15 protein-coding genes are annotated in these 14,789 nt (G+C 45.2%); 7 read left to right on the forward strand and 8 right to left on the reverse strand.

Translation table 11 applies throughout. The features are described from left to right. Positions 1 to 32: 32 nt before the first annotated feature. Entirely contained in the window at positions 33 to 1,073 is a 1,041-nt protein-coding gene (gene purM / locus AC3CH3_RS11475; protein WP_008222945.1) for a phosphoribosylformylglycinamidine cyclo-ligase, read from the forward strand. Positions 1,074 to 1,205: 132 nt separating this feature from the next. Continuing rightward, positions 1,206 to 1,880 carry a phosphoribosylglycinamide formyltransferase gene (gene purN, locus AC3CH3_RS11480; RefSeq protein ID WP_488537187.1) on the forward strand — a complete coding sequence of 225 codons (675 nt, stop codon included), beginning with the start codon at positions 1,206 to 1,208 and terminating at the stop codon, positions 1,878 to 1,880. Positions 1,881 to 1,985: 105 nt separating this feature from the next. On the opposite strand, the gene AC3CH3_RS11485 is transcribed toward purN, so the two are convergent. Both AC3CH3_RS11485 and lpcA read right to left on the reverse strand, forming a co-directional pair. Beyond that, complete coding sequence (locus AC3CH3_RS11485; protein ID WP_488537188.1) at positions 1,986 to 2,831, reverse strand: class II glutamine amidotransferase; 846 nt, start codon at positions 2,829 to 2,831, stop codon at positions 1,986 to 1,988. Between the two features lie 65 nt (positions 2,832 to 2,896). Continuing rightward, positions 2,897 to 3,472, reverse strand: coding sequence for a D-sedoheptulose 7-phosphate isomerase (gene lpcA / locus AC3CH3_RS11490; protein ID WP_004734322.1), 576 nt, complete (start codon positions 3,470 to 3,472; stop codon positions 2,897 to 2,899). A gap of 327 nt (positions 3,473 to 3,799) precedes the next feature. Here lpcA and fadE point away from each other — a divergent pair, with 327 nt between their 5' ends. Then, positions 3,800 to 6,265 carry an acyl-CoA dehydrogenase FadE gene (gene fadE, locus AC3CH3_RS11495; protein ID WP_488537189.1) on the forward strand — a complete coding sequence of 822 codons (2,466 nt, stop codon included), beginning with the start codon at positions 3,800 to 3,802 and terminating at the stop codon, positions 6,263 to 6,265. 127 nt (positions 6,266 to 6,392) lie between these two features. Here the strand turns inward: fadE and AC3CH3_RS11500 are convergent, their stop codons facing one another. Both AC3CH3_RS11500 and dnaQ read right to left on the reverse strand, forming a co-directional pair. After that, positions 6,393 to 7,640 (reverse strand): TIGR03503 family protein, encoded by a 1,248-nt coding sequence (locus AC3CH3_RS11500; protein ID WP_488537190.1) that lies wholly within the window; start codon positions 7,638 to 7,640, stop codon positions 6,393 to 6,395. 9 nt (positions 7,641 to 7,649) lie between these two features. Then, positions 7,650 to 8,417, reverse strand: coding sequence for a DNA polymerase III subunit epsilon (gene dnaQ / locus AC3CH3_RS11505; protein ID WP_017060722.1), 768 nt, complete (start codon positions 8,415 to 8,417; stop codon positions 7,650 to 7,652). 56 nt (positions 8,418 to 8,473) lie between these two features. On the opposite strand from dnaQ, the gene rnhA reads away from it, so the two are divergent. After that, positions 8,474 to 8,938, forward strand: coding sequence for a ribonuclease HI (gene rnhA, locus AC3CH3_RS11510; protein ID WP_019821624.1), 465 nt, complete (start codon positions 8,474 to 8,476; stop codon positions 8,936 to 8,938). Positions 8,939 to 9,015: 77 nt separating this feature from the next. On the opposite strand, the gene AC3CH3_RS11515 is transcribed toward rnhA, so the two are convergent. Beyond that, positions 9,016 to 9,801 (reverse strand): class I SAM-dependent methyltransferase, encoded by a 786-nt coding sequence (locus AC3CH3_RS11515; protein WP_488537191.1) that lies wholly within the window; start codon positions 9,799 to 9,801, stop codon positions 9,016 to 9,018. Positions 9,802 to 9,854: 53 nt separating this feature from the next. Between AC3CH3_RS11515 and gloB the strand changes: the two genes are divergently transcribed. The 3 genes from gloB (at position 9,855) to AC3CH3_RS11530 (ending at position 12,941) form a co-directional block, all read left to right on the forward strand. Continuing rightward, positions 9,855 to 10,613 carry a hydroxyacylglutathione hydrolase gene (gene gloB / locus AC3CH3_RS11520; RefSeq protein ID WP_017060725.1) on the forward strand — a complete coding sequence of 253 codons (759 nt, stop codon included), beginning with the start codon at positions 9,855 to 9,857 and terminating at the stop codon, positions 10,611 to 10,613. A 70-nt stretch (positions 10,614 to 10,683) separates the two neighbouring features. Next, positions 10,684 to 12,258: a LysM peptidoglycan-binding domain-containing protein gene (locus AC3CH3_RS11525; protein WP_019821621.1), complete on the forward strand. Its 1,575-nt coding sequence runs from the start codon at positions 10,684 to 10,686 to the stop codon at positions 12,256 to 12,258. Further along, complete coding sequence (locus AC3CH3_RS11530; RefSeq protein ID WP_017060727.1) at positions 12,255 to 12,941, forward strand: YIP1 family protein; 687 nt, start codon at positions 12,255 to 12,257, stop codon at positions 12,939 to 12,941. The genes AC3CH3_RS11525 and AC3CH3_RS11530 overlap by 4 nt, the downstream gene beginning before the upstream one ends. Before the next feature lie 106 nt (positions 12,942 to 13,047). On the opposite strand, the gene AC3CH3_RS11535 is transcribed toward AC3CH3_RS11530, so the two are convergent. The 3 genes from AC3CH3_RS11535 to AC3CH3_RS11545 all read right to left on the reverse strand — a co-directional run bounded on the left by AC3CH3_RS11535 (position 13,048) and on the right by AC3CH3_RS11545 (position 14,743). After that, complete coding sequence (locus tag AC3CH3_RS11535) at positions 13,048 to 13,890, reverse strand: endonuclease/exonuclease/phosphatase family protein (protein WP_488537192.1); 843 nt, start codon at positions 13,888 to 13,890, stop codon at positions 13,048 to 13,050. Positions 13,891 to 13,950: 60 nt separating this feature from the next. Then, positions 13,951 to 14,289, reverse strand: coding sequence for a nitrogen regulatory protein P-II (gene glnB / locus AC3CH3_RS11540; RefSeq protein ID WP_004738609.1), 339 nt, complete (start codon positions 14,287 to 14,289; stop codon positions 13,951 to 13,953). Between the two features lie 130 nt (positions 14,290 to 14,419). Next, positions 14,420 to 14,743 (reverse strand): c-type cytochrome, encoded by a 324-nt coding sequence (locus AC3CH3_RS11545; RefSeq protein ID WP_019821619.1) that lies wholly within the window; start codon positions 14,741 to 14,743, stop codon positions 14,420 to 14,422. Between the last annotated feature and the right edge of the window lie 46 nt (positions 14,744 to 14,789).

Below are 14,789 nucleotides of genomic sequence, written 5' to 3' on the forward strand. Positions count from 1 at the left end.
TTCACATCCAACTTAAGTTCGAGGACTATCCCGTGAGTGGTAATACTTCTTCTCTAAGCTACAAAGACGCTGGTGTTGATATCGACGCAGGTAATGCACTAGTAGACCGTATTAAAGGTGCTGTTAAACGCACTCGTCGCCCTGAAGTAATGGGCGGTATTGGTGGCTTTGGCGCCCTATGTGAACTTCCAACGAAATACAAAGAGCCAGTACTTGTTTCAGGTACTGATGGTGTTGGTACTAAACTTCGCCTTGCTTTGGATCTGAAAAAACACGACACCATTGGTATCGATCTAGTGGCAATGTGTGTGAACGACCTAATCGTTCAAGGTGGTGAGCCGCTATTCTTCCTAGACTACTACGCAACAGGTAAGCTAGATGTAGATACAGCAGCAGACGTTGTTTCTGGTATCGCTGAAGGTTGTGTTCAAGCTGGTTGTGCACTAATCGGCGGTGAAACGGCTGAAATGCCAGGCATGTACGAAGGCGACGACTACGACGTAGCTGGCTTCTGTGTTGGTGTTGTAGAGAAAGCTGACATCATCGACGGTACTAAAGTAGCAGCAGGTGACGCACTTATCGCTGTTGGCTCAAGTGGTCCACACTCAAACGGTTACTCTTTAATTCGTAAAGTCCTAGAAGTTTCTGGTGCTGATAAGAGTGAAGAACTAGAAGGTCGCACTATTGGTGAGCACCTACTAGAACCTACTAAGATTTACATCAAATCGGCACTTAAGATGATTGCAGAGCATGACATTCATGCTATCTCGCACATCACAGGTGGTGGTTTCTGGGAAAACATCCCACGCGTACTTCCTGAAGGTACTAAAGCAGTCATTGATGGCAAGAGCTGGGAATGGCCTGCTATCTTCAACTGGCTACAAGAGAAAGGTAACGTGGAGACATTTGAAATGTACCGCACTTTCAACTGTGGTGTAGGCCTAGTTGTTGCTCTACCTAAAGATCAAGCAGACGCTGCTGTTGAACTACTGAAAGCTGAAGGCGAAAACGCTTGGGTTATCGGTGAGATCGCAAACGCTGAAGCTGGCGAAGAGCAAGTTGAAATCAAATAAGTGATACGCGCACTTACTTAGTTAATCAATGAGGACCTAATGGTTCTCATTTTGCTATTTAGCCCGCAGAAAACCTTAGTTTATGTGGGTACATTGTAAACAGTCCCGTTAATCAATCGTATGACCCACTCTATGAAAAACAATCACTCAAATAAAACCAGTCACTCTAAGAAAAACATCGTTGTGTTAGTTTCAGGAAGCGGAAGTAATTTACAGGCAATTTTGGATGCCTGTGATAGCAATATGATTGATGCTTCAGTTAAGGCGGTCTTCTCGAACAAAGCAGAGGCTTTTGGATTAGAACGAGCGAAAGCCGCAGGTGTTGACGCACATTCAGTGAATCCAAAAGACTTTGGTTCACGTGAAAAGTTTGACCATGAATTGATGATTCAGATCGATGCCTACCAACCCGATTTAATCGTACTAGCAGGATACATGCGTATCCTAAGTTCAGAGTTTGTTCGTCACTATGCGGGTAAAATGGTCAACATCCACCCTTCCCTGTTACCTAAATATCCAGGTCTACACACCCACCAGCGTGCCATTGATGCGCAAGACAAAGAACACGGTACTAGCGTCCACTTTGTTACCGAAGAACTTGATGGTGGCCCTGTGATCTTACAGGCTAAGGTTCCAGTATTTGAAGATGATGATGCTGATATTCTGGCAAGCCGAGTGCTTACTCAAGAACACTGCATTTACCCTATGGTCTGCAAATGGTTCGCCGAAAATCGTTTATCAATGTTAAATGGGCAGGCTGTCTTAGACGGTAAGGCATTAAGCAAACACGGTTACGCAGAAGAGTAATTCGTCAGAAACTAAATCAAATAAAAAAAGGCCGCTTACTGATTCATTAGTTCAATAAGCGGCCTTTTTTATACGGTTCAAATAATACTATTCGGGATACTTAGCTCAGCTCAATGGTTCAGTTGGCGCTTGGCTTGCTACCTTCTTCGGCGCATAAGCGACATCTTCCAATGCTTTATGATTGTTGCCAACCAGCTCACCAAAATGAAACAGCGCATATTCGCCCGGCTTCATTCTAAACCACTCTTCATTGTCTGTTAGAGGCTGAGTTGCCACCACTGTAACCACGTCATTAGGCGTAGTTTCTTCTTGGAAGTTAATTTCAACGTCTTCATCAATTAAGCTCGCTTTACCAAAAGGCGCGCGTCTTGTTATCCAATACAAATGGTTAGTACAGTAAGTCATCACATACTCACCATCGCTCAATAACATGTTGAAAACGCCTTTCTCTCGAAGCTGGTCACAACACTCAGCCACAAAACGAAACATGCCTTCCATGTCTTGTGGTGGCTCTGGGAAACGCTCTTCAAGTTGTTTGAGTAGCCAACAAAAAGAGAGCTCACTGTCTGTCTCGCCAACCGGTCTGAAACGACCACTAATCAGATCGTCGTAATCCGTTAATTGACCATTGTGAGCAAAGGTCCAGTATCGCCCCCAAAGCTCACGAGTAAAAGGGTGTGTATTCTCTAGATTAACACCACCACGGTTCGCTTGACGGATATGACTGACAACGGCTTGGCTTTTAATTGGGTAGTTTTGAACCAACTCAGCGATCTTGGATTCACAACTAGGGTTAGGATCTTTAAACGTACGGAAACCCTTTCCTTCATAGAAAGTAATACCCCAGCCATCGCGGTGCGGGCCGGTATTGCCTCCACGCTGCATAAGACCAGTAAAGCTAAAACAAATATCAGTTGGCACATTCGCGCTCATACCGAGCAATTCACACATGGTTTAATCTACTCCCTATCAAAACCAATGGAGCCTAAGTTGGGCCCCAAATGTCTTTAAAACTATTATTCCATTTCTTTTTCAACAAGCTGAATCACAATGTGGATGATCTTAATGTGAATCTCTTGGATGCGGTCAGCGTAACCAAAATGTGGAACTCGAATTTCGATATCGGCACAACCTGCCATTTTACCGCCATCTTTACCCGTCAATGCAATCGTCTTCATGCCTTTAGCTTGAGCAGCTTCAATCGCTTTTAGAATATTGGCAGAGTTACCTGAAGTCGACAGACCGAACAACACATCACCTTTACGACCTACCGCTTCTACATAACGAGAAAATACGTGGTCGTAGCCAAAATCATTACTCACGCAAGACAGGTGGCTTGGATCTGAAATCGCAATACCAGCGTAACCTGGACGGTTTTCACGGTATCGGCCAGTAAGCTCTTCCGCGAAGTGCATTGCATCACAGTGTGAACCACCGTTGCCACAAGAAAGCACTTTGCCCTCTTGCTTGAAGGAGTCAGCAATCAGTTTTGCCGCCGCTTCAATTTGAGCGATGTTATGGTCATCACTCAGGAACTTATTCAGAACGTCAGCAGCTTCGTTCAATTCACTTTTGATTAGGTCATGGTACATAAGGCTTATCTCTTATATTTTTTTACGCAACTTAAAGTACGTGAAATGAGAGCTGAGGGTTTTCCCCTCTTTTACCTGAGTTTACCCACAAACATGAAATAGTGTCGACACTTAAGCCCAAAGATTGCCACCTTTATTAGAGTCTCACTGCCGATCCGTCCAAATATTCGCCACCAACCTCTCACAATTAGAACTTTAACTCTATTGAGATCACTTTTTATTCACTTTAGAGTTTTACAAATATTTAATATTTTGTTTACACTTAACTGGTTAGACCTCTTATCTAAACTTAATAACAATAAGTGATCTCTGAAAAGGAAATCGATCATGAACATATTGCTCTCCCTACTCGGCATGACCGCCATCTTAGGCGTCTGTCTTTACCATAGAGTTAGTCTGGTACGTGCATTAGTTGTATTAACCGGCGCAATGGTAGCATTAACACTGTTTGGCGGCGTGGCTGTTACTGGATGGCTTTGCTATCTATTAACCGTTGCGATCTTTGCTGTACCGACCATTCGTCAGACACTGATCAGCCAAAAAGCACTCTCTTTATTTAAGAAAGTTCTACCGGCGATGTCTCAGACAGAAAAAGAAGCACTAGAAGCTGGCACAGTATGGTGGGAAGCAGAGCTGTTCAAAGGCAAACCTGAATGGAAGAAGCTTCAGAACATTGCTGACCCGAAACTCTCTGAAGCTGAGCAAGCGTTTTTAGATGGTCCAGTAAATACCGTGTGTGAAATGGTCAATGATTACCAAGTCACTCATGAGCTTGCTGATTTACCACCAGAAGTATGGCAATACCTGAAAGACCATAAATTCTTCGCCATGATAATCAAGAAAAAATACGGCGGCTTAGAGTTCTCAGCTTACGCTCAATCTTTGGTTCTACAGAAGCTAACGGGCGTTTCGAGCGTATTGTCATCGACGGTTGGCGTACCTAACTCATTAGGCCCTGGTGAGCTATTACAGCACTACGGTACAGAAGAACAAAGAAACCACTACCTGCCTCGCCTAGCGGAAGGTAAAGAGATCCCTTGTTTTGCTCTGACTAGCCCAGAAGCCGGTTCAGATGCAGGTTCAATCCCAGATTACGGTGTGGTTTGTAAAGGCGACTGGCAAGGCGAAGAAGTATTGGGCATGCGCCTAACTTGGAACAAGCGTTACATCACTCTCGCGCCTGTCGCGACCGTTTTAGGCTTGGCTTTTAAATTGCGTGACCCGGATGGTCTGCTTGGTGACCAAAAAGATCTTGGTATCACCTGTGCGCTTATCCCAACGGATTTAAAAGGCGTAGAGATTGGCAACCGCCACTTCCCACTAAACGTACCTTTCCAGAATGGTCCAACCCAAGGCGACGATATCTTCGTGCCTATCGATTTCATCATTGGTGGCCAGAAAATGGCTGGTCAAGGCTGGCGTATGCTGGTTGAGTGTCTGTCGGTTGGTCGTGGTATCACACTGCCTTCAAACTCAACCGGTGGCATTAAATCTGCTGCGCTCGCAACAGGTGCTTACGCTCGTATCCGCCGTCAGTTCAAACAACCGATTGGCCGCATGGAAGGGGTTGAAGAGCCACTTGCACGCCTAGCGGGTAACGCTTATGTAATGGACGCAGCAAGTAACCTAACCGTCGCGGGCATCGACCTTGGCGAAAAGCCTTCGGTTATCTCTGCAATCGTTAAGTACCACTGTACTCACCGTGGCCAACGCAGCATCATTGATGCGATGGATATCGTCGGCGGTAAAGGCATTTGTTTAGGCCCATCGAACTTCCTAGCTCGTGGCTACCAAGGCTCACCTATCGCGATTACGGTTGAAGGCGCAAACATCCTGACTCGTTCAATGATCATCTATGGTCAAGGTGCGATTCGCTGTCACCCTTACGTACTTAACGAAATGGAAGCCGCTTATTCTGAAAGCAGCGATGCGCTTGATAAGTTTGATTCAGCGTTAGCAGGACACGTTAGCTTTACGATGAGTAACCTAGTCCGCAGTTTGTGGTTTGGTTTAACCGACGGTCGTGGTTCTGATGCGCCAACACCTTCAAATAAAACGGATAAACAGACACAGCGTTACTACCAACAGCTAAACCGCTACAGTGCAAACCTAGCGCTACTGTCTGATATTTCAATGGCAGTTCTGGGCGGATCACTGAAGCGTAGAGAACGTTTATCAGCAAGACTGGGTGATATCCTGAGTCAACTTTACCTCGGTTCAGCAACGTTGAAGCGCTTTGAAAGTGAAGGCAGCCACGCTGAAGATCTACCGTTAGTACATTGGGGTATGCAAGATAGCTTACGTCAGACTGAAGTGGCGATTGATGAGTTCTTAGCGAACTTCCCTAACCCTGTGATTGGTCGCCTGCTGCGCGTTGTGTTGATGCCATTTGGCCGTATTCGCCGCGCACCAAACGACAAACTGGATAGCAAAGTCGCGCACATTCTACAAACACCAAGCGAAACACGCTCTCGTATAGGTCGCGGCCAATACCTAGAAGCGACGGAATACAACCCAGTAGGTAAGATTGAAAAAGCGCTAGAAGTGATTCTTCAAGCTGAACCCCTGTTCGACAAAGTCTGCAAAGAGACGCATCAAAAACGTGCATTCTTACGACTTGATCTTGTTGCTCAGTTGGGACTTGAGAAAGGTATCTTAACGCAAGACGAAGCAAATCTTCTGATTAGCGCTGAGGAACATAGACTGTACACGATTAACGTGGATGACTTCTCACCAGAGGAGCTTGCAGCAAAGTCTCAGTACCCAGACCAATCGATTGATAACGTCGCTTAAGGCCAGAAAAAGAAACAAAAACGGGACTCCTATGAGTCCCGTTTTTTTGTTCATGATTCCGTTGCCACAAATTCCAATGCTTTATCTAGCGGCTTATTCTCTCTAGCAATCTAATCATCTATGCGAGTTACTTGGGCGCCTTGAGCTGCATCTCAGGTAACGCTTTTTTCTTCGCTTTAACCTTACGAACCACAAACCAAATCAATAAGCCAAATAGAATCGCGACCACATTACCCACCGCAATAATGATCATACTGCGCTGTCTATCATCTTCACGTTTTTGAAGGATCATCAACTCTGTTGCGATACGCTTCTGTTCAGCAAGTGCTTGTTCTTGCAGGCGTCGTGACTCTGCTAAGTCGATATCTTCAACAACGCTGTACGACTGCTCGGTAATTGGAAAGATCAGCGGGCGCTGACTTGAAGCATCAGTGGCGTAAACCATCCCTGACCAATTATAAATCCCCAAATCGCCATTGTAAGGCACCTCAAGAGCGACTTTCATTGCATCGACTTCAGCTTGCCCCTGCTTGTACATCAAATATTCATCAGGAGCCTTGTGCTCAACATGAACCGCTAACGAGCTCGGTGCGATCATCCCCTGCTCACCAGATACCACAATCGTATGAGGTAAGCCCTCTTTTCGTGACTGAATGAAGGTGCTAGTGATCGGTGTTGGATAAACCAAGACTTCTTGCTCTTGCGCTCGCAAGAACACACCATTACCAGAGGTAATACGCGCTCGGTATTTACCGGGCTCGATATCAATAGGCAAAGAGACCGTGAACACACCATCTCCAGCCTTTTCATCAAGATCAGCGCCATCGTCGGCAAACTCGCCCATCACAACCGGCACCGGGCGCGCTTCTCTCACCAAAGACTCTTCGTTTTCAACAAACTTAGTAAAGGTGACCTTAAGCTTCACGCGATCGAGAAAATCGCGCAGCACCAGCGGCTTGCCATCAGAAGTCAGTCGAGCGGTAAATTTGATGCGTTCTGTTTGATACAACTTATCTGGGAACTCATTAGCATCCAAAACTAGATGAGACAGCAGCTTGATGTTGTTCTTAGGGGAAACTTTACCTACAGCTTGCCAAGGGCCAGGCATCGGATTGTCGATAGAGATAATGTCCATGGACGATTCTTCGTACCAACGGACATTATCAGCATTGCGCCAAGAGTAGTATTTCTTGCCATCAGGGCGAACTAAAACGACGGGTTTAGAGTTATCGGCTCGATAAATCACAAAGGTGACTTGTTCAATACTGGGATCAACTCGAAAACGGTTGTCCAATAAACTCATTACGGATTCTGTTGCTGCATGTAAGCCAAAGCTTAACAGCAATAAGCAACCGGTAGCCAATACCCTTAACATACTTTCTCCCTACTGACGCCAGAGGCAGCTTCCGCTTTTCTCGACGAGATCTAAACGACTTTGATGCGCTTCTACTTCATCGGCCGTAGCTCGTAAAACCTTTAGGGATTTTCGACCACTTTCTACTCTTCGTATACTTTCAGCTTCGCCTTCCTGTTGACCAGCGTTAAATTGCAGCGAAGTTTGACCACCCGTCATCAATAAATAGACGTCGGCTAGGATCTCCGCATCGAGCAATGCGCCGTGGAGAGTACGGTGCGAGTTATCAATACCGTAACGGTCACATAAGATATCTAGGTTGTTTCTTTTACCTGGGAATATCTTCTTCGCCATTGCCAAGGTATCGGTAACTTTACAGTAGTCATCCGTTTTACCTATCGCAGGGTTGAGCTTCTCAAACTCATAGTCCATAAAACCCGTATCGAAGGGCGCGTTATGAGCCACCAGCTCCGCACCTTTGATAAAGTCGAGAAACTCTTTATGTATGTCTTGGTATTCAGGCTTATCAATCAAGAATTCATCGGTAATACCGTGAACGCCAATCGCCTCTTCTTGAATCGCACGATCAGGCTTGATGTAGACGTGGAAATGACGCCCGGTCAGCCTACGGTTGATGATCTCTACTGCACCAATTTCAACGATGCGGTGGCCCATATAGTGAGGACCACCTTCTGTATTCATACCGGTGGTTTCGGTATCGAGTACAACAATGCGCTTATTTTCGTTCGAACTGTTTTTTTCGTTCGTGCTTTGTTCTGGAGTGCTACTGGTATTCATAAGGATAACTGTGTCAGACTATGCCGATAATGTGCTTGAGGTAATAGTATCAAATCATGACGAAACAAGTTGAAATTTTCACTGATGGTTCTTGTTTAGGCAACCCTGGTCCCGGTGGCTATGGCATCGTGCTTCGCTACAAGAAAGTCGAGAAGACGCTAGCAGAAGGCTTCACGCTAACAACCAATAACCGCATGGAAATGCTCGCAGCTGTCGTTGCTCTCCAAGCCCTCAAAGAACCTTGCTCTGTGATTCTGACCACAGATAGCCAATACGTGCGTCAAGGCATCACACAATGGATTCATAACTGGAAAAAGCGTGACTGGAAAACAGCCGACAAAAAACCGGTCAAAAATGCCGATCTGTGGCAAAGGCTCGATAAAGAAACCGCTCGCCATAGCGTTGATTGGCGCTGGGTAAAAGGACACGCGGGACACAGAGAAAACGAAATGTGTGATGATTTAGCAAGAACGGCAGCTGAAAACCCAACTCAAGAAGATACGGGTTATCAACCGAGCTAGTCATCTTCACTGAATGAGATGTAGATTTCAGAAGCAAGTTTATAGTTTCTTAAACTTATAGATAGATGAAAAGCCGACTACGAGTCGACTTTTTCTGTTTTTAACGGGTATGAAGCTTTAGCTGTGTCCATTGTACGACGCGAGTTGGTTCTAAAGCTTGCTCCAACCGGCGAGAAACGTCGCTTGAGGTGCCAATGTGGCTTGATAGGTTTAAGCGGGTAAGTACGTTTACGAGCAACAATAAAGTATTGGCTTCCAGCAAAAGATGCGCAGCCACCTAAGCTGTTCTCCAACCACGTCCACATCGCTTGATACTTACTCATCGGAAACAGTGCGTAGGTGTCACAATGAATTACTTCATAGTTAAGTACACCTAACCAGTCTTTAATTCGACTTGGCGTGTACATACGCCCACTCCAGGGTAAGCTGTTCTTTCGCCAAGGCATCAAACTGGCAAGCCCAGTGACACTGATTGGGTTGAAGCCCGTGATAATGATATAGCCATCGTCCATCATCACTCGATCGACTTCTCTCAATAATCGATGCGGGTCATTGCTATAATCTAGCTGATGACTCAGTACTACAACATCAAAGCTTTTCTCCAAAAAGGGTAAATTATAGCCATCCGCTACCACATTATGTAATGGGTTCTGGATATCTAGGTTTACTTGATGTTGAATGTTGCATGTGCAGCTAGAAATCTCACTACTGAGGCCACCGAGCTTGAGCATATGGTAACCAAATAGCTTTGGGCACCACTCATCGAGTCGAGTTTGAATAGATTCTCTCAACCAGTCCCCATTGTGCAATTGCGCCCAAGTGTAAGGACGTTCAAACTTCTTTCTGCTACGTGCTGGCTTCATCAATAATCTGTCTCACTTATTCTGTCGCACTAAAAGTGACTGGAGAACCAATAATGTTACATATCAAAAGCATACCTGCATTTAACGACAATTACATCTGGCTGATTCAAAATAGCGATCGCCGTTGTGCTGTCGTCGACCCTGGTGATGCGGCTCCAGTATTAGAGTACTTAGCACACCATGAGCTAACTTTAGATGCAATCTTGATTACTCACCACCACCACGATCACATTGGTGGTGTTCCAGAACTCGTTAGACAATTTCCCGGCGTGGATGTCGTGGGTCCAAGGAATGAACCTATCCCTACTTTAACTCATCCGGTCGATGATGGTGATCAATTAGAACTGTTTGGCGAAGTATTTCTCGTCCTAGGACTCAGTGGCCACACCGCGGGTCATATTGGTTATGTGGGCGATGCCAAACTGTTTTGTGGTGATGTGTTGTTCTCTGCGGGCTGTGGCCGAATCATGGAAGGCACACCACAACAGATGTTCGATGCACTGAATAAGATCACGGCGCTGCCTCAAGAAACCGAAGTTTATTGTGCACATGAGTACACTGCAGCCAATATCGCTTTCGCATTAGCCGTAGAGCCTGATAACCAACATTTGCAGCAATATCGCGACCAAGTGAACCGACTTCGCGCTCAAAATAAGTCGACCATCCCCACAAATTTGAGACAAGAGAAGTTTGTAAACCCCTTCCTGCGCTATACCGAGCCAAGTGTAGTGAAATCAGTGTCTAATCGCACCGAGCAGACCGATCCTTTATCGGTATTCACCGCTTTACGTGCGTGGAAGAACGAATTTTAACAAATACAGGCTTGTCACTCATAGGGGGTGGCAAGTATTATCATCGGCCGTTAATTAAAAAGGCTGTAACATGCGAGTTAAGTACAGCTGGGCTTTGGTATTACTACTTTCTGGTTGCCAATTAACTCAGTCAGAGAATCCAGACCAAGCTTCCGAGCAAACCAACACATCTCCTACTAAAGAAGTTTCTCAAGCGAACGTTTCATCAGAAGAAACAGCCAAAGAAGATCAAAAAGTTGAAGCACCTGTCGTTACTCCACAAACACAAGAAGATGTTTGGAAACGCATTGCGATGCAACTTGAAATGGAAGTGCCAGACCAAAAGAAGGTCGACTACTACCGAACTTGGTATCTCAAGCACCCGAGTCATCTAAAAACCGTATCAAAGCGTGCTGAACCTTTCTTGTATCTGATCACGACTAAGATTGAAGAAAAAGGCTTACCACTAGAATTGGCACTACTACCCGTTGTAGAAAGCTCTTTCGATGCGTTTGCCTACTCTCATGGCAGTGCTGCAGGTCTATGGCAATTCATTTCAGGCACTGGCAAAGACTACGGGCTTGAACAGAACTTTTGGTATGACGGCCGCCGTGATGTTGCCGCTTCTACCGACGCCGCATTGGATTTCTTATCAGACCTTAACCGACGTTTCGATGGCGACTGGAACCATGCGATTGCTGCCTATAACAGTGGCGGTGGTCGAGTAAACAGCGCAATCCGTAAGAACAAGAAGTTGGGTAAACCAATCGACTTCTTCTCTCTGGACTTACCAAAAGAGACCAGCAGCTATGTACCTAAACTGCTTGCTCTAGCTGATGTCATTGCCAATCAAGAAAAGTATGGCATCGATATCCCTGCGATCCCGAACAAGCCAGTGCTGACTCTGGTTAACCCTGAAGAACAGCTTGATTTAGCAATTGCTGCGAACTACGCAGGCATTCCTGTCAAAGAGCTTCAAGGCTACAACCCCGCTTATAACCAGTGGGCGACGGCACCAGAAAAACATCAGCAATTATTACTTCCTCTAAGCTCTGTTGAGAAGTTCAACAAAGAAGTGGCCGCTAATAAAGGCAAAGGCATGAAGTTGGTGCGTTATAAAGTGCAATCTGGCGATAGCATCAGCGTATTGGCGAGTAAATACAACACCACCAGCAAAGTGATTCGCTCTGCAAACGGGATGAGCAACAACAATATCCGTATTGGTCAGCACCTACTTATCCCAACATCCACCAAAGACGACAAGACATACGCCCTAAGCGCCTCAAATCGCCTAGCAAGCACACAGTCGAAGAGTCGTGGTCAATATAAGCTTAGTCATACCGTAAAAAGTGGTGACAGCCTATGGACGATTGCACGCGCAAATAAGGTCTCTCACCAGTCACTGGCTAAATGGAATGGCATGGGACCACGCGACACGCTTAGAGTTGGTCAAGAACTGGTCATTTGGAAGAACGGTTCAGACGGCGCCATCATCCGTACGATCTTTTATAACGTGAGATCAGGTGACACAGTCAGCGGTATTGCATCAAAGTTCAAAGTAAAAAGTGCAGATGTTGTAAAATGGAACACTTTGCAGAACAAGAAATACCTACAGCCAGGACAAAAACTGAAGCTGTATGTTGATGTAACTAAGGTAAGTGTATGAACCCGTCAAGTAACCCACTCGTCATGCTGTTGGATATATTCCGTTCGCCAACAGCTTGTTTCTTAGCGCTTTATCAACGAAGTGCTTGGGGATGGCAACCCTACGTCGTATTAATGCTCAGCCCATTTTTATTTTGGGGTGCTTATTTTTCGAATGTAGATTTTGCCTGGTTAAGTGCAGAGCTATCGCAGCAACTGGCTCAAACGAACCCTGACCAATTGGCGTTACTTGACAGCAATACCTTACTCGCAAGTGAAATCATCAGTGACGTATTTGGCCGAACATTAACCATTGTTCTATTGGCATTCTGGTTTAACCTAGCAACCAAGCCAAGCCAACACCAACACAGCTTTTGGCGATGGTTTGCAGCGGCATCGGTTGTTATATTCCCAGCTGTTTTAGGTGATGTAGCAAGCTACGCAAGCCTGATACTCAAGCATGGACATGTGATGAACTACGCTGCCGACTTGAACAGCTTAAATGGCTTGATCAAGTTACCGCTAACTAATGATTGGTCACAATTTGCTAGCTCATTACCACTGCTTCTGCCATGGTACATCGTGCTAGGTTATGCTGCGGTATTAACGTGGACTGAGTTTGAACGCGGGCAAGCGCTTGTGATTTCAGGCTTACCATGGGTTGGCTACTACCTAATCTGGGCGCTCTACATTTTAATCTTTTAAGTAGAAGAGATAAGGCTAGCGAAGACTCTCTAGCCTATTGTTCCGTTAGATTTCCCAACGTAACCACCGTGCAAATGGTTAAGTTCCAATGACTAATAGCTAATCACTATTTAGCCTTAAAGGTCACTCGCATAGGGTTATGATCAGAAGCGTCCGTAATGGGCGCTTTTGCTTTTTCTACCTCTAGCCCTCGATAGAACACGTGGTCGAGCACCAGTCCTGTAATGAACTGAGTTCTGTTATCTGGCTCAAAGGCAACTTCCGTCAAACCAACCTTCTCCAACGCATCTTTCAATACAGCAAAGCGAGCTTCACTCCAGCTATTAAAATCCCCGGCAAAAATAACAGGTCCACGATACTTTTGCAGATTATCAGTTAAGCTCTTGAGCTGAGCTTCATAATCTTCCGTACCAAAGGTAAAGTTCACAGCGTGGATATTAATCACAGCCAGCTCTTCGCCATTGCTTAGTTGGTAACGCGACCAAAGCGCGGATTTAGGCAGTTGAAGCCAAGGTTCTTCATGAGTATAAGCACAAGCTTCAATCGGTAAATGAGTTGCTAGGTTGAGTACCCCTGCACTTTGCTCAAAGGCTTCAAACGCATTAACACGAGTGCTACCCCACTGTCCGCTCGTTACCCATTGGCGAAGTCCTTCTGTCATACTCGCTTCTTGCAGCAAGACTATATCGCTACCTGCCGACAGCTTATTTAACTCACTCTGCCAATTATTTCGGTTTTGCTTATAGATATTCCACACCGTAATGTCTAAGCCATCAGACACATCAATCGCTTTCGGTGCAGAGTTTTGGTAGCAGCTGTAGATGTCGTTACTGGTACTTTGAGAGGAAGTGATCAGGTTGGGTTTATTCGGGATAACGAAGATAAGATGAAAACTAGCAACAACAAGTGTTATCAAAACTGCGATAACAATGATGGTTTTCTTAAACATACAACACCCACCAGAAATGAAAAAGGAGCGATAAGCGCTCCTTTTAGGGTAATCGTTTTTTTATACAGCGTCTTCGTCTTCTTCGCCAGTACGAATACGTACCACACGTTCAACATCAGTAATGAAGATCTTACCGTCACCAATCTTACCGGTTTGAGCCGTTTCGATAATGGTATCTACGCATTGATCCGCAACTTCATCAGTCACGACAATTTCTAATTTCACTTTTGGCAAAAAGTCGACCATATACTCTGCGCCACGGTATAGCTCAGTATGACCTTTCTGACGTCCGAAACCTTTTACTTCAGATACAGTCATACCTGTAATGCCAACTTCTGCAAGTGCTTCACGTACATCATCAAGCTTAAATGGCTTGATAATCGCTTCAATCTTTTTCATGTTCATCCCTTAAACTGTACGAATAGCTCATTATCGGTTAGCTATTGTAAACATTCAATGAAAAAAGCCAGAGCTTTAAAGCTCTGGCTCGAAATTTATCATCTTGTTTAATTAGCGCTTTGAGAAGATTTTACTTAAGGCTTGCGTAGTAAGCGGCTAGATTCGCGATGTCTTCATCACTCAGCATTGAAGCTTGAGCCTGCATTACAGCGGCCAAACCACCAGTACGCTGGCCGTTCTTATAGGCCTTAATTGATGAAGCGATGTATTGCTCGTTTTGACCTTTAAGGTTTGGGTAACCTGGGATCACTGCGATACCGTCTGCACCATGACATGCTGCACAGATTGCTGCTTTAGCTTGACCCGCAGCAACATCACCCGCCAGAGCGTTACCACTCAATAGTCCAAATCCAAGAACTAATCCTAGTGTAATTTTCTTCATTGCATATTCCATTAATTATTTTTATTAAAGTAACGGTGAATTGTGACACAAACTTTTT

It is taken from the genome of Vibrio sp. QJM3NY_35 (assembly GCF_057785915.1).